At 72.4% G+C, this 20051-nt stretch carries 23 protein-coding genes; 13 read left to right on the forward strand and 10 right to left on the reverse strand.

What is annotated here, in order from left to right:
• Positions 1 to 115: 115 nt before the first annotated feature.
• Positions 116 to 1831: a phospho-sugar mutase gene (locus tag ABZ495_RS08990; RefSeq protein ID WP_359803618.1), complete on the forward strand. Its 1716-nt coding sequence runs from the start codon at positions 116 to 118 to the stop codon at positions 1829 to 1831.
• Between the two features lie 67 nt (positions 1832 to 1898).
• Here ABZ495_RS08990 and ABZ495_RS08995 read toward each other — a convergent pair whose 3' ends face one another.
• Complete coding sequence (locus ABZ495_RS08995; RefSeq protein ID WP_329487977.1) at positions 1899 to 2576, reverse strand: PH domain-containing protein; 678 nt, start codon at positions 2574 to 2576, stop codon at positions 1899 to 1901.
• Between the two features lie 260 nt (positions 2577 to 2836).
• Between ABZ495_RS08995 and deoC the strand changes: the two genes are divergently transcribed.
• The 5 genes from deoC (at position 2837) to ABZ495_RS09020 (ending at position 7590) form a co-directional block, all read left to right on the forward strand.
• Complete coding sequence (gene deoC / locus ABZ495_RS09000; protein ID WP_359835057.1) at positions 2837 to 3823, forward strand: deoxyribose-phosphate aldolase; 987 nt, start codon at positions 2837 to 2839, stop codon at positions 3821 to 3823.
• Positions 3824 to 3828: 5 nt separating this feature from the next.
• On the forward strand, positions 3829 to 5310 hold the full coding sequence (locus ABZ495_RS09005) for an aldehyde dehydrogenase family protein (RefSeq protein ID WP_359835058.1): 1482 nt from the start codon (positions 3829 to 3831) through the stop codon (positions 5308 to 5310).
• Positions 5303 to 6205, forward strand: a complete 903-nt coding sequence (locus tag ABZ495_RS09010) for an aldehyde dehydrogenase family protein (RefSeq protein ID WP_329487980.1) — start codon at positions 5303 to 5305, stop codon at positions 6203 to 6205. The genes ABZ495_RS09005 and ABZ495_RS09010 overlap by 8 nt, the downstream gene beginning before the upstream one ends.
• A gap of 282 nt (positions 6206 to 6487) precedes the next feature.
• On the forward strand, positions 6488 to 6907 hold the full coding sequence (locus tag ABZ495_RS09015; RefSeq protein WP_359803614.1) for a hypothetical protein: 420 nt from the start codon (positions 6488 to 6490) through the stop codon (positions 6905 to 6907).
• 47 nt (positions 6908 to 6954) lie between these two features.
• Complete coding sequence (locus tag ABZ495_RS09020) at positions 6955 to 7590, forward strand: ATP-binding protein (RefSeq protein WP_359803612.1); 636 nt, start codon at positions 6955 to 6957, stop codon at positions 7588 to 7590.
• Positions 7591 to 7821: 231 nt separating this feature from the next.
• On the opposite strand, the gene ABZ495_RS09025 is transcribed toward ABZ495_RS09020, so the two are convergent.
• Positions 7822 to 8484 carry a SigE family RNA polymerase sigma factor gene (locus ABZ495_RS09025; protein ID WP_329492126.1) on the reverse strand — a complete coding sequence of 221 codons (663 nt, stop codon included), beginning with the start codon at positions 8482 to 8484 and terminating at the stop codon, positions 7822 to 7824.
• Between the two features lie 600 nt (positions 8485 to 9084).
• On the opposite strand from ABZ495_RS09025, the gene ABZ495_RS09030 reads away from it, so the two are divergent.
• The 4 genes from ABZ495_RS09030 to ABZ495_RS09045 all read left to right on the forward strand — a co-directional run bounded on the left by ABZ495_RS09030 (position 9085) and on the right by ABZ495_RS09045 (position 12607).
• Positions 9085 to 9762 (forward strand): response regulator transcription factor, encoded by a 678-nt coding sequence (locus tag ABZ495_RS09030; RefSeq protein ID WP_329487983.1) that lies wholly within the window; start codon positions 9085 to 9087, stop codon positions 9760 to 9762.
• A 66-nt stretch (positions 9763 to 9828) separates the two neighbouring features.
• Entirely contained in the window at positions 9829 to 11421 is a 1593-nt protein-coding gene (locus ABZ495_RS09035; RefSeq protein WP_359803610.1) for a HAMP domain-containing sensor histidine kinase, read from the forward strand.
• The gene (locus tag ABZ495_RS09040) at positions 11418 to 11846 is read left to right on the forward strand and encodes a hypothetical protein (RefSeq protein WP_359803608.1); all 429 of its coding nucleotides are present in this window, start codon (positions 11418 to 11420) and stop codon (positions 11844 to 11846) included. Before ABZ495_RS09035 ends, ABZ495_RS09040 begins: the two co-directional genes overlap by 4 nt.
• 188 nt (positions 11847 to 12034) lie before the next feature.
• Entirely contained in the window at positions 12035 to 12607 is a 573-nt protein-coding gene (locus ABZ495_RS09045; RefSeq protein WP_359803606.1) for a VanZ family protein, read from the forward strand.
• Here the strand turns inward: ABZ495_RS09045 and ABZ495_RS09050 are convergent.
• From ABZ495_RS09050 to ABZ495_RS09060, 3 genes are all read right to left on the reverse strand, one after another.
• Entirely contained in the window at positions 12574 to 12930 is a 357-nt protein-coding gene (locus tag ABZ495_RS09050; protein ID WP_359803605.1) for a hypothetical protein, read from the reverse strand. The two genes, ABZ495_RS09045 and ABZ495_RS09050, sit on opposite strands and share 34 nt — an antisense overlap.
• Before the next feature lie 85 nt (positions 12931 to 13015).
• On the reverse strand, positions 13016 to 14443 hold the full coding sequence (locus ABZ495_RS09055; protein ID WP_359803603.1) for a hypothetical protein: 1428 nt from the start codon (positions 14441 to 14443) through the stop codon (positions 13016 to 13018).
• A 194-nt stretch (positions 14444 to 14637) separates the two neighbouring features.
• Positions 14638 to 15282: a PhzF family phenazine biosynthesis protein gene (locus ABZ495_RS09060; RefSeq protein WP_359835060.1), complete on the reverse strand. Its 645-nt coding sequence runs from the start codon at positions 15280 to 15282 to the stop codon at positions 14638 to 14640.
• A 142-nt stretch (positions 15283 to 15424) separates the two neighbouring features.
• Here ABZ495_RS09060 and ABZ495_RS09065 point away from each other — a divergent pair, with 142 nt between their 5' ends.
• Positions 15425 to 15868: a hypothetical protein gene (locus tag ABZ495_RS09065; RefSeq protein ID WP_359835062.1), complete on the forward strand. Its 444-nt coding sequence runs from the start codon at positions 15425 to 15427 to the stop codon at positions 15866 to 15868.
• Between the two features lie 106 nt (positions 15869 to 15974).
• Here the strand turns inward: ABZ495_RS09065 and ABZ495_RS09070 are convergent, their stop codons facing one another.
• Genes ABZ495_RS09070 through ABZ495_RS09080 form a run of 3 tightly spaced genes read right to left on the reverse strand, consistent with a single transcriptional unit; the run spans position 15975 to position 17592 of the window.
• Positions 15975 to 16823 (reverse strand): helix-turn-helix transcriptional regulator, encoded by an 849-nt coding sequence (locus ABZ495_RS09070; RefSeq protein ID WP_359835064.1) that lies wholly within the window; start codon positions 16821 to 16823, stop codon positions 15975 to 15977.
• 3 nt (positions 16824 to 16826) lie between these two features.
• A complete protein-coding gene (locus ABZ495_RS09075; RefSeq protein ID WP_359803598.1) occupies positions 16827 to 17345 on the reverse strand; it encodes a DUF6879 family protein in 519 nt (172 codons plus the stop codon).
• Positions 17326 to 17592, reverse strand: a complete 267-nt coding sequence (locus tag ABZ495_RS09080; RefSeq protein ID WP_359803596.1) for a hypothetical protein — start codon at positions 17590 to 17592, stop codon at positions 17326 to 17328. Before ABZ495_RS09080 ends, ABZ495_RS09075 begins: the two co-directional genes overlap by 20 nt.
• Before the next feature lie 341 nt (positions 17593 to 17933).
• Here ABZ495_RS09080 and ABZ495_RS09085 point away from each other — a divergent pair, with 341 nt between their 5' ends.
• Complete coding sequence (locus tag ABZ495_RS09085; protein ID WP_359803595.1) at positions 17934 to 18086, forward strand: hypothetical protein; 153 nt, start codon at positions 17934 to 17936, stop codon at positions 18084 to 18086.
• Positions 18083 to 19276, forward strand: coding sequence for a methyltransferase domain-containing protein (locus tag ABZ495_RS09090; RefSeq protein ID WP_359803593.1), 1194 nt, complete (start codon positions 18083 to 18085; stop codon positions 19274 to 19276). The genes ABZ495_RS09085 and ABZ495_RS09090 overlap by 4 nt, the downstream gene beginning before the upstream one ends.
• Positions 19277 to 19330: 54 nt before the next feature.
• Here the strand turns inward: ABZ495_RS09090 and ABZ495_RS09095 are convergent, their stop codons facing one another.
• Together ABZ495_RS09095 and ABZ495_RS09100 are read right to left on the reverse strand one after the other, a co-directional pair.
• Entirely contained in the window at positions 19331 to 19531 is a 201-nt protein-coding gene (locus ABZ495_RS09095; protein WP_359803591.1) for a DUF397 domain-containing protein, read from the reverse strand.
• Between the two features lie 313 nt (positions 19532 to 19844).
• Entirely contained in the window at positions 19845 to 20045 is a 201-nt protein-coding gene (locus ABZ495_RS09100) for a DUF397 domain-containing protein (protein ID WP_359803589.1), read from the reverse strand.
• Between the last annotated feature and the right edge of the window lie 6 nt (positions 20046 to 20051).

The following is a 20051-nucleotide window of genomic DNA, read 5'->3' on the forward strand; positions in this document are numbered from 1 at the left end:
GGCGGCTGTGATCCGCTGATCACACCCGCCCGCGGGCCCCGTCCGCATGCGCGCCCCACTCTCGCGGAACCCTCCGGCCGACCGAACCGACGCACTTCCCCATGGAGTCGCAGCCATGACGCAGGCACCCACCACCGATCTCCTCGCCCGGGCCCGGACCTGGCTGGCCGAGGACCCCGACCCGCAGACCCGCGAGGAGCTGGCCGCGCTGCTGGCCGCGGCCGAGGGCCCGGACGCCGAGTCGGACAGCAAGCTCGCCTGGTCGCGGCTGGCCGAGCGGTTCTCCGACCGCCTCCAGTTCGGCACCGCCGGCCTGCGCGGCGAGCTGGGCGCGGGCCCGATGCGGATGAACCGCGCCGTGGTGATCCGGGCCGCCGCCGGCCTGGTGGCGTACGTGAAGAAGGAGAACCTGGGCGACCTCGTCGTCATCGGCTACGACGCCCGGCACAAGTCCTTCGACTTCGCCCGGGACACCGCCGCCGTGGTGGTCGGCGCCGGCCTGCGGGCCGCCCTGCTGCCGCGCGCGCTGCCCACCCCGGTGCTCGCCTTCGCGGTCCGCCACCTGGGCGCGGCCGCCGGCGTCACCGTGACCGCCAGTCACAACCCGCCGCAGGACAACGGCTACAAGGTCTACCTGGGCGACGGCTCGCAGATCGTCCCGCCGGCCGACGCCGGGATCGCCGCCGAGATCGACGCGATCGGCTCGCTCGCCGAGGTCCCGCTCGCCGAGGACGGCTGGGACGTCGTCGGCGAGGACGTCGTGGACGCCTACCTGGCCCGCGCCGTCTCCATCGTGGACCCGCACAGCCCGCGCGACCTGGCCGTCGTCTACACCCCGATGCACGGCGTCGGCCGGGACACCCTGGTCGCCGCCTTCGACCGGGCCGGCTTCCCCGCGCCCACCGTGGTCGCCGAACAGGCCGAGCCCGACCCGGACTTCCCGACCGTGGCCTTCCCCAACCCGGAGGAGCCGGGGGCGATGGACCTCGCCTTCCGCACCGCCGCCGCGGTCGGCCCGGACATCGTCATCGCCAACGACCCGGACGCCGACCGCTGCGCGGTGGCCGTCCCGGCCAACGGCACCGCCGACGGCGACGGCACCGGCTGGCGGATGCTGCGCGGCGACGACGTGGGGGCGCTGCTGGGCGCCGCGCTGGTCGCCAAGCGGGCCACCGGCACCTTCGCCACCACCATCGTCTCCTCCACCCTGCTCGGCCGGATCGCCGAGGCGGCCGGGCTGGGTTACGCCGAGACGCTGACCGGCTTCAAGTGGATCGCCCGCGCCGACGGCCTGCGCTACGGCTTCGAGGAGGCGCTGGGCTACTGCGTCGACCCGCAGGGCGTGCGCGACAAGGACGGCATCACCGCCGCCCTGCTGGTCGCCGAGCTGGCCGCGACCCTCAAGCGGTCCGGCCGCACCCTGGCCGACCTGCTGGACGACCTGGCGCTGGAGCACGGCCTGCACGCCACCGACCAGCTCTCCGTCCGGGTGGAGGACCTCGCGCTGATCGCGGAGGCGATGCAGCGCCTGCGCGAGCGGCCGCCGACCGTGCTGGCCGGCCTGACGGTCACCCGGGCCGACGACCTGACCGCCGGCTCCGCCGACCTGCCGCCCACCGACGGCCTGCGCTACTACCTGGCCGGCGAGGGCGTCCGCTCGGCCCGGATCGTGGTCCGGCCGTCCGGCACCGAACCCAAGCTGAAGTGCTACCTGGAGGTCGTCCTCCCGGTCGGCTCGGCCGCCGACCTGGCCCCCGCCCGGGAGCGCGCCGCCGAGCTGCTGGGCGCGATCAAGCGCGACCTGGCCGCGGCCGCCGGCATCGACGCCTGATCCACCCGCGCATGCCGAAGGGGCCCGCCGTTCCCGGCGGGCCCCTTCGTCGTGCTCCTCGGCGTGCTCAGGCGACGATCGCGGCGATCAGCGCGACCAGACCGAGCAGGGTCGGCGCGATGATCCACCAGCACCACCGCACGACCAGCGGGCCTGCCGCGTCGGGGCGGCCCGCGTTCCGCTCGGCGGTCTCCTGGAGGATCGCGACCACCTGGTCGGACCAGGCCCGGTTCGGGTCCGGCGCGCCCTCGACCACCGACGGCGCCGGCCGCCCGAAGGCCGTGCCCAGCCGGGACGCGTGCTGCTGCCCGCCGCCGCGCTGCTGGATCCGGTTGGCCCGCTTGCGCTGGCGCAGCGACACCGGCACGGCCCACACCTGGTACTTGTGGCCCCCGGCCAGCAGTTCCACCGAGTACCCCGCGCGCAGGGCGTCCACGGCCGCCCACGGCGCGGTGATCGTCCGCAGCGGGTTGCGCACCACCAGCCGGCGGTCGTTCACCCGCACGGCCGGCCGCAGCGTGTAGGCGATCACCGGGAAGGCGAACACCGGTACCGCGGCCAGCGCGACGTACGGGGTCCTGCCCGTCCCGTTCAGCACCGCGTCCCCGATCAGCCACCCGGCCACGGCCAGCAGGAGCACACCGGAGATCACACCGGGAATGGAGCGGTACACGCGGTCGGCGTACACGGGCTCCCCGTCGGAGCCGGCCGAGCCCTGGTGGGGCTTGCCGTCGGATTCGGTCATGGCGACGATTCTGCCCCATGCACCCCGTGATCTACAGGGGTGGCGATCACCGTGGTGGCCCCGGCCGTCGCCCCCGGCCCGGCGGCCGGGCCCCGCCGTTCCTCCCGCCGCTCCTCCCGCCGCTCCCCGCCGCTCTCCGGCCACTCCCCCGCCGCGAGCCGCTCCCGGGCCGCGCCCACCGGGCCGAGATCTCGGTCCGGCATCGAAAAGCGGGCCCCCTAGCGGTTGGCTACGCGCGTAGATATGCTGGTGTGGTGACTATGTCCACTCTTGCAGCCAATGCCCCCGGCGCTGCGGGCAGCGGTCTTGAGGACGTTGCGGCGTCCGAGGCCTCGCTCCGCCGCTTCCTGCACGGCCTGCCCGGCGTCGACCAGGTCGGCCTGGAGGCGCGCGCCGCCACTCTCGGTACCCGCTCGATCAAGACCTCGGCGAAGGCGTACGCCATCGACCTGGCCATCTCGATGATCGACCTGACCACCCTCGAAGGCGCGGACACCGCCGGCAAGGTGCGCGCGCTGTGCGCCAAGGGCCGGACCCCGGATCCGTCCGACCCGGCCACCCCGCGCGTCGCCGCCATCTGTGTCTATCCGGACATGGTCGCCACCGCGAAGGACGCCCTGCGCGGCACCGACATCCAGGTCGCCTCCGTCGCCACCGCCTTCCCCGCCGGGCGCGCCGCGCTCCCGGTCAAGCTCGCCGACACCGCCGACGCGGTCGCGGCCGGCGCCGACGAGATCGACATGGTGATCGACCGGGGTGCCTTCCTCTCCGGCCGCTACCTGGACGTCTTCAACGAGATCGTCGCCGTCAAGGAGGCGTGCAAGCGCCCCGACGGCACCGCCGCCCACCTCAAGGTGATCTTCGAGACCGGCGAGCTGCAGACGTACGACAACGTGCGCCGCGTCTCCTGGCTGGCGATGCTGGCCGGCGCCGACTTCATCAAGACCTCCACCGGCAAGGTCGCCGTCAACGCGACCCCGCCGGTCACCCTGCTGATGCTGGAGGCCGTCCGCGACTTCAAGGCGCAGACCGGCGTCCAGGTCGGCGTGAAGCCCGCCGGTGGCATCAAGACCACCAAGGACGCCATGAAGTACCTGGTGATGGTCAACGAGACCCTCGGCGACAACTGGCTGACCCCGCACTGGTTCCGCTTCGGCGCCTCCAGCCTGCTCAACGACCTGCTGATGCAGCGTCAGAAGCTGACCACCGGACGGTACTCCGGCCCCGACTACGTGACGGTGGACTGATCACCATGGCCAAGAAGAAGAACATCGAGGAGCCCGCGGCCCAGCCGACCGGCGGCCTCTTCAGCTACGCCCCGGCACCCGAGTCCCCCGCCGCCGCGGGTGACATCGCCACCTCGTACGGCCACTTCATCGGCGGCGAGTTCGTCGACTCCTCCGGCAGCGAGGCCCTGAAGACGGTCAACCCGGCCACCGAGCAGGTGCTCGCCGAGTTCGCCCAGGGCACCGAGGAGGACGTCGACCGCGCGGTCGCCGCCGCCCGCAGGGCCTTCACCGACTGGTCGGCGCTGCCCGGCAGCGAGCGCGCCAAGTACCTGTTCCGGATCGCCCGGATCATCCAGGAGCGCAGCCGCGAGCTGGCCGTGCTGGAGTCCATCGACAACGGCAAGCCGATCCGCGAGACCCGCGACGTCGACCTGCCGCTGGTCGCCGCGCACTTCTTCTACTACGCGGGCTGGGCCGACAAGCTCGACTTCGCCGGCTACGGCGCGAACCCGCGCCCGCTGGGCGTGGCCGGCCAGGTCATCCCGTGGAACTTCCCGCTGCTGATGCTGGCGTGGAAGATCGCCCCGGCGCTGGCCACCGGCAACACCGTGGTGCTGAAGCCGGCCGAGACCACCCCGCTGACCGCGCTGCGCTTCGCCGAGATCTGCCGCCAGGCGGGCCTGCCGAAGGGTGTCGTCAACATCGTCACCGGTGACGGCCGCACCGGCGCCGCGCTCACCTCGCACCCGGACGTCAACAAGGTCGCCTTCACCGGCTCCACCCCGGTCGGCCGGGCGATCGCCAAGCAGATCGCGGGCACCCGCAAGAAGCTCTCGCTGGAGCTCGGCGGCAAGGCCGCGAACATCGTCTTCGACGACGCGCCGATCGACCAGGCGGTCGAGGGCATCGTCAACGGCATCTTCTTCAACCAGGGCCACGTCTGCTGCGCGGGTTCGCGCCTGCTGGTCCAGGAGTCGATCCACGACGAGCTGCTGGACGCCCTGAAGCGCCGGATGGGCACCCTGCGGGTCGGCGACCCGCTGGACAAGAACACCGACATCGGCGCCATCAACTCGGCCGCCCAGCTGGCCCGGATCACCGCGCTGACCGACGCCGGCGAGGCCGAGGACGCCGAGCGCTGGTCGCCCGCCTGCGAGCTGCCCGGCACCGGCTTCTGGTTCAGGCCGACCGTCTTCACCGGCGTCAGCCAGGCCCACCGGATCGCCCAGGAGGAGATCTTCGGGCCGGTCCTGTCGGTGCTGACCTTCCGCACCCCGGCCGAGGCGGTCGACAAGGCCAACAACACCCCCTACGGCCTCTCCGCCGGCATCTGGACGGAGAAGGGCTCGCGCATCCTCTGGACCGCAAACCGGCTCAAGGCCGGCGTGGTCTGGGCCAACACCTTCAACAAGTTCGACCCGACCTCGCCGTTCGGCGGCTACAAGGAGTCGGGTTACGGCCGCGAAGGTGGCCGCCACGGTCTGGAGGCCTACCTCGATGTCTGATGTCGTGAGCCGTCTTGATGTCCTCAAGACCTACAAGCTGTACGTCGGCGGGAAGTTCCCGCGCTCCGAGAGCGGGCGGGTGTACGAGGTGACGGACTCGAAGGGCGAGTGGCTGGCCAACGCCCCGCTCGGCACCCGCAAGGACGCCCGGGACGCCGTGCTGGCGGCCCGCGCGGCCGTCAAGGGCTGGGCCGGCACCACCGCGTACAACCGCGGCCAGGTGCTGTACCGCGTCGCCGAGATGCTGCAGGGCCGGCGCGAGCAGTTCGCCGCCGAGGTGGCGCTCTCCGAGGGCGTCGGCCCGAAGAAGGCCGCCGCCCTGGTGGACGCCGCCATCGACCGCTGGGTCTGGTACGCGGGCTGGACCGACAAGGTCGCCCAGATCGCGGGCGGCGCCAACCCGGTCGCCGGGCCGTTCTTCAACCTCTCCACCCCGGAGCCGACCGGTGTGGTCGGGATCGTCGCCCCGCAGGCCGGTTACGGGCACTCGCTGCTCGGCCTGGTCTCGGTGATCGCGCCCGCCATCGCCACCGGCAACACCGTGGTGGTCGCGGCGGCCGCGGACGCCCCGCTGCCGGCCCTGTCGCTGGGCGAGGTGCTGGCCACCTCGGACGTCCCCGGTGGCGTGGTCAACATCATCTCGGGCCGGACCGCCGACATCGCGCCCACCCTGGCCTCGCACCAGGACGTCAACGCGGTGGACCTCACCGGCGCCATCGCCGCCGACGGTCCCGGCGCGGCGGGCGCGCTGGAAGCCGCCGCCGCGGATACCCTGAAGAGGGTGGTCCGTCCGGAGCTGGACCCGTTCGCCCAGGACTGGACCAATGCTCCCGGTACCGACCGGCTACTCTCGTTCCTGGAGACGAAGACGGTCTGGCACCCGATGGGGATCTGACCTCCTCGTCACCCCCGGGCCCGGTGGGCCCACCGAGTAACAACTCCACAAGCTGGCCGTCCCCAGTGCCCTCACCCCCCCAGGGCCCGGACGGTCATTGGACGGACCCGCGCCTCTCCCCCCCTGGCGCGGGTCCGTCGACTTTCCGCCTCCGGTGTCCCCGGCGGCTCTCCTCCCTGGATCCGTCGACTTTCGTCGCCGGCCCGCCATCCTTTCGGCGCTCCCGGCCGGCCCCCGCCCCCGCGCAGACTGGGGCGACACCGCACACCGAGGGGGCACCGCGTGGGAGAGATCGCCGGCGAGCTGATGGCACTGTTCGCGGACGGGTTCGTCCGCAGGCTGTTCGTGGCCCGCGCCCGGCGCCGGCTGGCCGCCGGCAAACCGGTCCGGATCCCCTGCTCGGCCCGCTCCGACGGTCCCGGCTGGCCGCCGCGCTACGTCAACGGGGGGATCCGCGTCACACCGGGCGCCGCGAGCGCCGAGTTCGGCTCGCGCGAGCTCGACGGCGCCGGCCCGGTCGTACTGGCCGCCGGCGGGGCCTTCCGGGCCCCCGAGCCGGACACCTGGCACGACCACGACTGGGCCGCCACCGCCTACCTGGCGCCCGGCGCCGGGCAGCCGGTCTTCCTCCAGGCCGACAGCCGGTACCTGCCGCTGCTGCACCTCGCCCTCGCCGCACCGCGGTCGCCGCACAAGGGGTGACCCGACGGGTTTCGGCATCCGGCCCCGATGCGTCAGACTGGTGTCCCGTGAGTGACTCCCCGCTGAATGCCGCGCCGATAGCCCGTGCCCGAGTGGTCCTGCTGTCCGGGCCCTCCGGATCGGGGAAGTCCTCACTGGCGGAACGGAGCGGCCTGCCGGTGCTCCAGCTCGACGACTTCTACAAGGACGGGGACGACCCCACCCTGCCGCTGCTGGACGACGGCGCGGTCGACTGGGACTCCCCGCTCGCCTGGCACCGTGACGAGGCCCTGGCGGCGATCCGCGGCCTCCACGAGAGCGGCCGCGCCGAAGTCCCGGTGTACTCGATCCCGGCCAACGGCCGCGTCTCCACCCAGGTGCTGGACCTCGCCGGGGCGCCCGCGTTCATCGCCGAGGGCATCTTCGCCGCCGAGATCGCCGGCGCCTGCGCCGCCGAGGGCCTGCTGGGCGACGCCCTGTGCCTGCGCAACGGCGCGCTCACCACCGCCTGGCGGCGGCTGCGCCGGGACGTCCGGGAGAGCCGCAAGTCGCTGCCCGTCCTGGTGCGCCGCGGCTGGCGGCTGATGCGGGCCGAGCGCTCGATCGTCGGCCGGCAGGTCGAACTGGGCGCCCACCCCTGCACCGGCCCGGAGGCGGACCGGCGGATCCGCGCGGCGGCCGGACGGCAGCTCTCCGCGGTCTGAGCTCCACCGCGGGCCGGCACGCCCGCAGGCACGCTTGCACGTCCGCACTCACGCACTCACGCACGAAGAACGGCGGGCCCGGTGCGTCTCCCCCGCACCGGGCCCGCCGCCTTCCCGGACGGTCATCGGGCTCCCCCGGTTACGCCGCTCCCCCGAGCCGGCGCTGCCAGTTTCCCTGACCGTCCTCACCCGTCCCCCGACGGGAGTCCCTCGCCCCTCGCGGGGCCGTTCTCAGGCGACCAGCTCGCCGAACGCCCGGGCGGTGTCGCCCGACTTGTTCAGGTGCTCGTCGTCGCGCAGCCGGCGCAGCGCGCGCCAGATGCTGCTCTTGACCGTGCCGACGCTGATGCCGAGCACGTCGGCGATCTCCGGGTCGGTCTTGCCCTCGTAGTAGCGCAGCACCAGCATGGTGCGCTGGTTCTCCGGCAGCTTGGCCAGCGCCTGCCAGAGCACGGCGCGCAGCTCGGTGCCGCCCATCGCGTCGGTGTCGCCGACCGTCTCCGGCAGCTCCTCGGTCGGGTACTCGTTGACCTTGCGGCGCCGCCAGGCGGAGATGTGCAGGTTGGTCATGGTGCGGCGGAGGTAGCCCCCCACCGCGGCCTTGTCGGTGATCCGGCCCCAGGCCCGGTAGGTGCTGAAGAGCGCGCTCTGCAGCAGGTCCTCGGCCTCGAAGCGGTCACCGGTCAGGTGGTACGCCGTGGCGTACAGGGAGGCGCGGCGCTCGCGCACGTACGCGGTGAACTCCGTGGTGTAGTCCTCCGCGACGGCCGGGTGCTCCCCCTGCGCGTCTCCCTGTCCCGCCTCGGCGGTGCGGGTCGCCGCGGGGTTCAGCCGCAGCAGCGTCGCACCCGCGGCCCCGCGGCCGGCCGACTCCCCCGAGTCGACCTTCCGCAGCCCGCTCCCCCCGATCCCCCGGGTTCCCCCGTTCCCCCCCAGGGTGTCCTTGCCCTCGACGCGGACGGGGAGGATCCCCCGCAGCGTCAGGGTGTTGGCGGAGTCGGCCACGTTCCCCCGGTGGCCGATCCCGTACAGCTCCCCCTGCCTGCCGCCGCCGCTCACCCGGCGGGCGACAGTGTTTCCACCGGCGCTGTGCGCGCACCCCCGCACGGTCACGGCACCGGAGGTCTCGTCGGTCCTGACCTCGTAACGGGTCCGGTGGGTGGCCGATGACGAACGCGCGGTGCGGTCAGCCGGGTTGGTCCGGGTCTGCAGCCTGGCGTTCATCGTGCGCCCCCTTGGTCGGTACGAGCGGTTCCTGTTGCCGCCGTTCAGCCGGCCAGTTGGCCCGCTGTCCTGCGGCGACATGGAAAATCTTGCCCGCCGGTTGTGATGACGCTGTCCGTCGACTGTCACAGGGCTGTCACAGGGGCGGGGCTTTCGTCCCGCATCGCCTCCCGCCGTGACGGACGCCGGTGGCTCGGGTTCCGGTTCCCACCCGCTCGGTGGCCGGTGCCGGGGGGTGATTCGGCGCTCCGGGTGAGCCAGAATGAGGCCGTGCCTTTCCTCCTACTGATCGAGGACGACGACGCCATCCGTACCGGCCTCGAACTCGCTCTCACCCGCCAGGGCCACAAAGTGGCCACCGCCGCCTCCGGCGAGGACGGTCTGAGGCTCTTCAAGGAGCAGCGGCCGGACCTCATCGTGCTGGACGTCATGCTGCCCGGAATCGACGGCTTCGAGGTCTGCCGCCGGATCCGCCGCACCGACCAGCTTCCGATCATCCTGCTCACCGCCCGGTCCGACGACATCGATGTCGTGGTCGGCCTGGAGTCCGGCGCGGACGACTACGTCGTCAAGCCGGTGCAGCCGCGCGTCCTGGACGCCCGGATCCGGGCCGTGCTGCGACGCGGTGAGCGGGAGAGCTCGGACTCCTCCGCGTACGGGACCGTGGTGATCGACCGCGCGGCGATGACCGTCACCAAGGACGGCGAGGACCTCCAGCTCACGCCGACCGAGCTGCGGCTGCTGCTGGAGCTCAGCCGCCGGCCCGGGCAGGCCCTCTCCCGCCAGCAACTGCTGCGCCTGGTCTGGGAACACGACTACCTCGGCGACTCCCGGCTGGTGGACGCGTGCGTCCAGCGGCTGCGGGCGAAGGTCGAGGACGTGCCCTCGGCGCCCACCCTGATCCGCACGGTGCGCGGGGTCGGCTACCGTCTGGACCCGCCGGCGTGACCGCGCCCGGCAGCGCCCCGCTGCTGATATCCCGCCTCTCCTGATCTTCCGCAACGACAGGCTCCCGTGACTGACCTTCAGACGACCAGCCGCTTCTCCTCGGGCCCGTGGCGACGGCTGCGTTCCCTGCGGGTGCGGCTGATCGCGGTGTTCGCCGCGGTCGCGCTGCTCGCCGCCGTCTCGGCCTCCGGCATCGCGTACTGGCTCAACCGGGACGCGGTGCTCAAGCGCGCCCAGAACACCGCGCTCAACGACTTCCGGGTCTCGCTCACCCGCAACGTCTCCGAGCTGCCGCTGAACGCCACCTGCGCCGAGCTGAACCAGCTCGCCGCCAGCGTCGCCAGCTCCGGGCTCAGCTACGAGGTGGTGGTCTCCGACCCCGCCCACCCGGACTGCCTCGCCTCCTCGGCCCCGCTGACCTACACGCTCGCCGACGTCCCGGCCAAGCTGCGGGACACCGTCGCGAAGCCGCGCGAGCTCACCGAGAACAACCCGTACGCGTTCCACCTGTACTGGCAGCGGCAGAACCTGGAGGGGCGGCCGTTCGTGATCGGCGGCACCAAGGTGGTGCCGACCGGGCCGACGGCCTACATGTTCAAGTCGCTGGAGAACGAGCGGGCCGACCTGAGCACGCTCGGCTGGTCGCTGGCGATCGCCACGCTGCTGGCGCTGATCGGCTCGGCGCTGCTCGCCCAGGCCGCGTCGGCGACGGTGCTGCGCCCGGTCAAGCGGCTCGGCGAGGCCGCCCGGCGGCTCGGCGAGGGCCATCTGGACACCCGGCTCGAAGTCGAGGGCTCGGACGAACTCGCCGATCTGGCAAGGACGTTCAACCGCACCGCGGAGTCGCTGCACGAGCAGGTCGAGGAGCTGAGCGCGCGGGAGGCGCAGAGTCGGCGGTTCGTCGCCGACATGTCGCACGAGCTGCGGACGCCGCTGACCGCGATGACCGCCGTGACGGACATCCTGGAGGACGAGGCAGAGTCGCTGGACCCGATGATCGAGCCGGCCGTGCGGCTGGTGGTCAACGAGACGCGCCGGCTCTCCGACCTGGTGGAGAACCTGATGGAGGTGACCCGCTTCGACGCCGGTACGGCCAAGCTGGTCGCCGACGAGGTGGACATCGCCGATCTGATCATGTCCTGCATCGACGGCCGGGCCTGGTACGACGCGGTGGAGCTGGACGCGCCGCGCGGTGTCCGGGCCGTGGTCGACCCGCGCCGGCTGGACGTCGTCTTCGCCAACCTGATCGGCAACGCGCTCAAGCACGGCGGCTCGCCGGTGCGGGTGACGGTCCGGGAGGAGGGCCCCGCGCAGGCTCCGGCGGACGGCCCGGCCGACGGCCCGACGGACGGCCGGGAGGATGACGGCCCGGTGGTCGGCCCGGCGGTCGGAACGGTGATCGTCGAGGTCTCGGACAGCGGCCCCGGCATCCCCGAGGACGTGCTGCCGCACGTCTTCGACCGGTTCTACAAGGCGGACAAGGGGCGGGCGCGTTCGGAGGGCAGCGGTCTGGGCCTGTCGATCGCGATGGCCAACGCGCAGATCCACGGGGGGACGATCACGGCCGCGAACGGGGAGGTGGGGGCGGTGTTCACGCTGACGCTGCCGCGAACCCAGCCTCCGCCGTCGGCCGACGACTCCGAGGAGAGTGCGCTGTGACCTCCCGCCCGTCCGTTCCGGCGGGTCCGGCCGACCGGGCCCGCGCCGTCCGCGGTTCCGGCCCGGGCCGCGGTTCCCGCCCGGACCGTGGTTCCCGCCCGGGCCGGGTGTTCGGCGCCGCCGCCCTGGTGGCGCTGGCCGCCCTCGCCGCCGGGTGCGGCATCCGCCCGACCGCCGTCCCGGTGGACGCCGGCGCGCCCGCCAGCCGGACGGCCTGCCCGACCGCGCCGCAGATACCGACGGTGCCGGCCGCACCGTCACCGGTCGGCCCGACTCCGCCCGCCGCGCACTCCTCGGCGAAGTACTTCGGGAGCCCGTCCCCGTCGGTCACCCGAGTGACCCCGGGGCCGTCCACCCCGCCGGCGGACAACGTGTTCACCGCGGTGGCGACGCCGTCGCCGACGGCGTCGGCCACCTGCCGCTGATCGACTCCGTGGGATCCGGGCCGCATCTCGACCGGATCGGGTCCGAACGGGGGCGCTCCGGGCCGTTTCGGTCCGCTCCGGGCGTGCGGCGGAATGTTCACGCCGGGCGTGGAACCGCCGCGCCACCGGCTCACGTCCTTCCCCGCGTGCAGCGAGATGGCACCAGGGCACGCGACGAGCGTTCCGGCGTGCGGACCGAGACCGGGCCGGCGGCGGCCGTCCACCGTCCCCTACGGCTGGTCGGCCTCGTCGGCCTCACCCTCCACCTGGCCCTGGCGGGCTGGCTGGTGCTGAGACCGTTGCCGGTGGCCTGGGTCTACGACGCCAACCTGACGCCGCTGGCCTCGCTCCGCTCCTCCACCGCCTGGCAGGTCCTCGGCGAACTGCTGCTGCTGGCCCCGCTCGGCGTCCTGCTCCCGCTCGCGGGCGGCCGCCTGCGAGCCCCCTGGCTCCCGTCCTTCCTCCGCACCACCGGCGCCTCCGCCCTGCTGGCCACCGCCCTGGAGTTCCTCTCCTCCTGGGCCCCGGGCCACATCCTGAACGTGGACCACATACTGCTCGCCAGCGTCGGCGTGGCGATCGTCCACCTGGCCCTGGTGCCCGGCTGCCGGTCCCTGCTGCTCCGGCCCCGCCGCGCGGGCGCCGACCGCCCGGCGCCCGCCCGGGCCCCCGCGCCGGCCCACACGCCGCCTCGCACGCCGGTCCACGCACCGACCCACGCTCCCGTCTACGCGGAGCCCGTCTCCTCCCACGGCCGCTGAGGCGGCTCGCTGCTCGCCGGGCAGGAAAGGCAGCCGGGAGCCGCCACCGCGCACGAGCCCGGGTCGAGCAGCCGCCCGTCGTCGGGGGCGACCCGCCCGCACGCCCGGCAGCGCACCGCGACCCGCCCGCCCGCCGCCCGCAGGCGGGCCACCGCGACGTCGAGGTCCCGCAGGTTTCCGTCCCGCACGGGTGCGGGCAGGTCGTCCAGCAGCAGCCTGCCGCGCCAGAGGCTCAGCCCGGTCACGGCGCGGAGGGCGCGGAGCAGCTCGATCCGCCGCTCCCCCGCGCCGGTCAGCTCGGCGACGAACTCCGGTTCCTCCATCCGCCCGGCCCTCCCCGGCCCGCCTGCTCCGGCCCGCCTGCCCGCTCCGGCTCGCTCCGCCCGGCCGGGCGTACCCGGCGGGCGGTCAGCGGCCGGGGCGCTGCGTGCGCTGCCGGCGGCGCAGCACCACCAGGGCACCCAGCCCCATCGCGATCGCCATGCCGCCGGTGATAGCCATCGGCGCGGAGGAGGACCCGCCGCCCGTCGACGCCAGCCCGGAGGCCTGGTCCGGCACGGGGACGGGCACCGGCACCGGAGCAGCCGTGGTCGCCGGGCCGTTCGGCGCCGAGGCGGTGACCTGCGCGACGACCACCGCGGCCGCCGACGGCGCGGTCGGCACCGGAGCGGGGCTCGCCGGAGCGCTCGCCGTCCCGGTGGCGGTCGCGGTGGCGGAGGGCGTCGCAGACGCCGTGGCGGACGGCGTACCGGCGCCGCCCGGCGCCGCGATGCCGAACGGGACCGCCCGGCTGGACGTCGTGACGCCGAGCCCGCTGACCTCCGGCATGCTGTGCCCGGTGAGCAGCACGGACGCGGCACCGACCGGGGCATCCTTGGCGAAGGCCAGCCGGACGTTGATCGTGCGGGACTCGCCGTCGTGCAGCTTCACGAGGTCGGCGTCCTTGCTGCCCGACGGGAGCCCCAGGATCAGCCTGCTCGTCGCCGCCTCTGGGAGGGGCCTGGCGGCCAGCCACTCGCCCTCCGGGGTCTGGAACTCGAACCGGACCGCGTCGGCGGGCAGCGTGCTCCCGGCCTGGAGGGTGACCTCGGGGAGGACGCGGATGTCCTTGCCGCTGTGGTTGGCGAGGACCAGCTTGAACGCCTTCGCCTCGCCGCCCGTGGTGAAGGAGGCGGGGACGCCCTCGACGCTCGGCTCGGCCGGGCCGGGAGCGGTCACCGGCGGGGTGCTGGGGCCGCCCACCGGGTCGATGGTGAAACGTCCGAACTCGCTGGCCGGGGTGGAGATCCGCTGCTCCGGGGGCAGCGTCGGGTCCGACACCACGGCCCGGAACCCGGCCGTGGCCGTGCCGCCGACGGCGCCGGTGGTGACGGCGAGACGCAGCCGGTAGGTGACCGAAGCACCGGCCGGCACGCTGATCCTGGTGGCGAAGGTGTCCAGCTCCCACACCGCGCCGACCGTCTGGCCGGGGCTGAGCAGGGCGTTCTTCCACTGCGTGCCGCCGGGCGACTGGAACTCCAGCTTGAGCTGGGTCTCCTTGATGCCGGAGTTGACGTCGGCCAGGGTGAAGCCGGTCGTGGCGTCGACCGCGTGGTCGGCGGAGTTCTTCAGGGTCGCGGTGAACTCGACCGGCGCCGCACCGGCGGTGAAGGTGCTGGGCAGGCCGCTCAGCGTGATCGACACGGGCCCGTTCTGGGCCTGGGCGCCCAGGGTGCCCTGGGTGTGCCGGGTGATCGAGGGGGCGGCGAGCGCCGCCGGGGCGGCGGCGACGGCGGTGCCGGAGACCAGGGTGGCTGTGGCCGCCAGAGCGAGGAGACTGCGGTGCTGAGTGCGCAAGGGGACCTCACGGAGGAGAGCGGGCCGAGCCCGGCAGACGATGGGTCGCCTGGACTGAGAGGGAACCTCGTCGCAGGCCATGTCCGTCCCGCTGCTTCGCCCCCAAACCTCCAGCAACGGCGGCATCATATCCGAACGTGTGGACCATTCGTGAAGGAGTATCGGTCGCCGGGACGAACGCCGGGTGACGGCTGTCACGCCGCTCGCCGCACCCGGCCGCCGACCTCGATCAGGCCGCCGGGCCGGACGCCGGTGACGAGCTGGGAGCCGACGCCTTGAGTGATGATCAGGTCGCGCCCGAGCTCGGCCGTGAGCAGGATCGCGGCGGCGCCGGTGGCCTCGTCCTCGTCGATCCCGTCACCGCGGCCGGGGAAGGCGCGCGCCCGTACCGTACCCGCCCGCTCGTCCTGCCAGGCCCAGGCGTAGATCCACTCCCCCGGCGGCGGGACGTCCAGCACGTCCACCTCGGCGGCGGACCCGTACCGCCTGAGCGTGCGGCCCGGCGCCCAGGCGGCGCGGCCCTCGATGCGGGTGAACTCGCCGTCGCGGCGCACCCCGACGGCGCCGGCGGCGGTCACGAGCCGGTCCACGCCCAGCAGCCAGGCCGCACCGACACAGGGGTGCCCGGCGAAGGGCAGCCGAAGGCTCGGCGTGTAGATGTCGATCACACCGCGCTCCGCGTCGTCGACGAAGACGGTCTCGCTGAAACCGAGCTGCCGGGCGACGGCCAGCCGGTCGGCCGCACCGGGAACGGCGGCGCCGTCGCGGACCACGCCGAGCGGGTTCCCGTGACCGCCGTCGGGGCCGCAAAAGACCCGAAGGACCTCATAGTCAGTCATTCACCCACCCAACCACGGGTGGGGGCGCCGCCGGTATACGAGTTCGTGACGAAAACGTGGCGGCGATTGTCCGCGGGGTCCAGTACTGTGCCCACTCGTCCCCAAGGATTTCTTTCTCTCACCTCCCACAGGAATTGACTCCGTGAATCTCGACTTCACCGTTGACCCGCTTTTCTCCTGGTACGTCGTGCTGCTGGCCATCAGCGGCATCGCCATGGTCGTGCTCGGCGCCGTCAACGTCGGCGGCGGCCTGAGCGGCGGCTGGCGGGTCATCAACGTGATCGCCGGCATCGCGTTCGCCGGCTACGCGTACTACCTCGCGTTCGTCTTCGAGGGCGGTGAGTACCGGATGTTCTTCCAGGCGTTCATCCTCCCCGTGCTGCTGATCGCCAACGCCGTGAAGGCCCTGGTCGCCCGCAGCAACGCCCCGGCGGCCCCGCAGCCGGCGGCCTACCAGGCCACGTACGACCCGAACGCCCAGTACAACCCGAACGCCGCGCAGAACCCCTACGCCCAGCCCGCCCCGGCCCCGCAGGCGGCCCCGGTCGCCCAGCCGCCGGCCCCGCAGGCTCCCCCGGCCGGCTGACCGGCTCGCATCCCCACGCCGTCCGCCGGGCACCCGCCCGGCGGACTGCGGCGAGCGAGAACAGCATTCACGGGCGGGGAATCTGCTGGCGCAGATTCCCCGCCCGTCACGCCAGCGCCTCCATCGCCGCACCGATCAGGGCCCGGGCCTGCTCCCCGTGGACGGCCTGGTCGGCCAGTTCGCCGAAGGCCTGGGCGTAGAGGGCGATCTCGCTGGGCTGGGTGATGGTGAGGTAGCCGGAGACCAGTTCCACGTTGACCTGGGCGGTGTCGTAGATCCAGAAGCCCTCGACCGGCATCCGGGAGCGGCCCGGCCCCATGGGGACGATGCCGAGACTGACATGGGGCAGCGCGCCCACGGTCAGCAGGTGCGCCAGTTGCTCGCGCTGAACATCCCGGCTGCCGGGGCCGGACCGCAGGACGGACTCCTCCAGGAGAACGGCGAACCGCCGGTCACCTTCGCGGAGGATCCGCTGCCGCTCCATCCGGACTTCCACAGCGGCGTCCACATCGTCCACCACGACCCGGCGCCGCTGCACGGCCCGCAGCACCGCGTCGATGTAGGCCCGCGTCTGGAGCAATCCGGTCACCAGCCACGACGAATACGCCCGGAAGCGGCGCGTGCGCTCGTAGCGCGGTAGGACTGACTCCTGCACGCGCTTCAAACCGTCACGCTCGATGCGGCGCCATTCGACGAACATGCCCTCGACAGCCCGCAACGAGGCAATGAGATCCGAGGCCTGGTCATCGGCTCCGGAAACCCGACACCAAGCCAGAAGATCTGCGGGTGAAGGCACCGTCCGGGCATTCTCGATTCGGGACGTCTTGGACGGATGCCAGCCACAGAGCTGCGCGAGTTCCCGCCCGGTGATCCCCGCCTCCCGCCGGATCTCGCCGAGCCGATCGGCGAGATCCCGGCGCGCCTGCTGAACGCTTGACGATGCTGACAGAGTCACGGATCAGGTCGGCCGGTACTCCGAGTGGGGGACGGCGCGCAGCCAGACGGATTCGAATGCCCTGGCGTACAGCTCTACCAGAGCCGGGTCCGTGCAGACCTCCATGCCCGAGCCGGCCCACTGCCCATCACCGCTGAAGTGATGGAGGATCAGCGTCTCGCTGTCCACTACCCAGCAGTCCAGAGCGGGCAACAACAGATCACGCGCTGTCGATCGAGGCAGCCAGCGCACCTGCTCACCTGCCGCGATATTCGTGAACGTGCCGTCGTACTCGTACTGGATGTAGTCACTGACAGGCTCCGACACGACGCGGGCCCGCCGCACCGAAACGCCTCGTCCGGTCGTCTCGGCCACGACATCGAGCCATGGCCGCCACCAGGATTCACGATCCTCCGGATCTTCCCGGTGCCCTCCCTGCCAGGAGATGAACGCCGGGTCGTCACGCATGTAGCTGTCACGCATCTCAAGGTGCACGGCCGACCGCCGGGCCTTGGCGAGCGCCTCACGAACCGCAGTGGCCACCGTTGACCTCGCCATCGACTCGGGGGACGAACTGAAGCATGTTGGCGGGGAGCCTGATCACGGTCTCGTGATCGGGAACGTCCGTTGAGTGCCCAGGAATCGACCCGATCTCCTGGCAGCGCCTGATGGTCTCCTCGTCTGCTTTCCACGATTGAATGACCAGGTCACCACTGGTCTCATCGAGCCAGATGGTCGGAGATCCGTCGTCCGGGGTGTTGGGGTAGATCCCGAGGAACTTGAGCGGCATTCCTGTCTCCCTCTGTGTCGAGTGAGTCACTTCTGCCGCAAGGGTTCACCGCCCGTCGATCCTGGGTCAAGGCCACGACCCGGCGCACCGGAGTGAGGCCCGGCGCGGGGGCGCATCAGTGCAATTCGCCGCAACTCTCTTGGAGACAAGGGAGATCGCTACCTACCGTGGCGATGGCTCGACGTATCGAGCCATCGCCACCATGCGAGAGGTGTCTTCATGACCGCCCCCGGAGATCGCCCGAAGCCCCCAGAGCGTCCGCCCGGTCCGATGCCGCCGGACGTCCGGGGTCGCGCGACTTGATTCACCTCAACCACCCTCAGCAGCAGAGGAGAAGGACCATGGCATGGGGAACCGGCAAGGGCGGCAGCTCCGGCGGAGGCAGCGGCCCCAACGACGGCGGGCAGGGCAGGCACGCCGGCAACAAGGACCCGGGCAAGGCTGCGCCGAGCCCTGACACCGACAAGGCGAAACCGGAGCCGAAGCACAAGTGACCCAGATCCAGCAGGAGGAGGAGCAGGTCGCCATTCGCGGCCTGCTCCTCTCCGTACGTGATGAGCTCGGTCACGAGGTCGCCGCCGAATGGCGGACGGCGGCACTCGCCCTCCCGCGACACCGCTTCCTTCCCGATCTGATCTGGCTCCGGGACGACCGGGGCCGCTACCGAGCTTGTGATCGCCGGACAGATCCCGCAGCTTGGTTCACCGCGGCCTACACCGACGAGGCAGTGGTGACACAGATCAATGACGGTGCGTCTCCGGCGGAGGGCGACCGGCCGTGGCCGTCGTCCTCCGCCTCTGCGCCGTCTGTGGTCTTCCGCATGCTCGAAGCACTCGATCTCTCGGCCGGCATAAGAGTCCTGGAGATCGGCACCGGTACCGGCCTCACCTCGGCCTACCTCGCACACCGGCTCGGCGATGCCAATGTGGTCACCATCGAGGTGGATCCGGCACTCACGGAGAAGGCCCGGGCAGTGCTGGCGGCGAACTCGGCGAAGCCGACGGTGATCTGCGGGGACGGGCAGAAGGGTTGGCGGCGAGATGCACCGTACGACCGGGTGGCTGCCACCTGCTCCGTCACTCGCGTACCGGACGCATGGGTTCAGCAGACCAGGCCCGGCGGGGTGATCCTCACGCCGTGGGACAACCCCTGGATCTGCTGGGGCCTGTTGAGGCTCACGGTCAGAGGGGACGGCACGGCAGAGGGCCGGTTCAGTCCGTACAGCGCCTTCATGACGTTGCGCGACCAGCGGCAACAGCACCGGATCTACCGTGACGTGGTGCGGGACGAACACGAGCCGAAGGAGTCCTCGACCGGGCTCGCCCCCCGGCTCGTGGCCGGCGGTGAATGGGAGTCGGACTTCGCCGTCGGCCACCGGCTCGGTGACGTCTGGTACGTCTGGCACGACGATCCCGAGGTGGAGGGAGTACAGCGGCGACTGTGGCTCGCCACGACGGACTGCACGTCGTGGGCCGCCGTCGACTGGGACGGTGATGAGAACGCCGAGCGGTACGCGGTATGGCAGTACGGTTCGCGGCGCCTCTGGGAGGAGGCCGAGGCGGCATACCGATGGTGGGGTGACCACGGACGGCCAGGACCGGAGCGATTCGGCCTCACGGTGAGTGGCGAAGGCCACCAGGTCTGGCTGGACGACCCTGCGAACAGTTGGTTACTGCGCGGTTGAGCGATTGTGTGGGGGCGGGCGGCCTGGTGGCCGCCCGCCCTCCGCGCTCGCTACTCAGATGAAGTGGTCGAACTCGCCGGCCTTGACCCCGAGGATGAACGCCCGGAGCTTGGCCACGTCGGTCGTGACGACGACATCGGGGTCGTCCGACTCGCGCAGATGGCGCAGGTCGCCGGTGCCGGAGGCCAGTTCGAGGCAGTTGTTCGAGGCATCTCCTCCGCTGAATGACGACTTCTGCCACAGGACTTCTGACATCACAGGCCTTTCAGACTTGGATCAGGTAGAGAAGGTGGTGGAGGAGGCCCCATGAGTCACGGAAGGCCATCCCACGCCGAGGCTCGGCCGCGCTGACAGCAGGAAGGGCCAGATCCTTCAACTGATCGAACATCTGCCGGTAGGCCGCGATGCTCTCCGGGTCACCATAATGCTCGGCACGACGCAGGAGGCCCGGTAGGCGTCATCCGTCTCCCGGGGTCCCGACCCGGTCAAGAAGAGCCGCCCTGGCGCCCGGAGGCGCAAGGACGGCGCAGGGACGCACCGGCGACTCGGCAGTGGCGGCACGCGCTGCTCAGACCAAGTGGTCGAACTCGCCGGCCTTGACCCCGAGGATGAACGCCCGGAGCCTGGCCACGTCGGTCGTGACGACGACATCGGGGTCGTCCGACTCACGCAGGTGGCACAGGTCGCCGGCGCCGGGGGCCAGTTCGAGGCAGTTGTTGGAGCCTTCCCCTTCACTGTAAGAGGACTTCTGCCAGGAGAGATGGGACATCGGGCA

Origin of the sequence: Kitasatospora sp. NPDC005748 (assembly GCF_040630735.1) — a bacterium.
In the GTDB taxonomy this organism is placed as follows: Bacteria; Actinomycetota; Actinomycetes; order Streptomycetales; family Streptomycetaceae; genus Kitasatospora.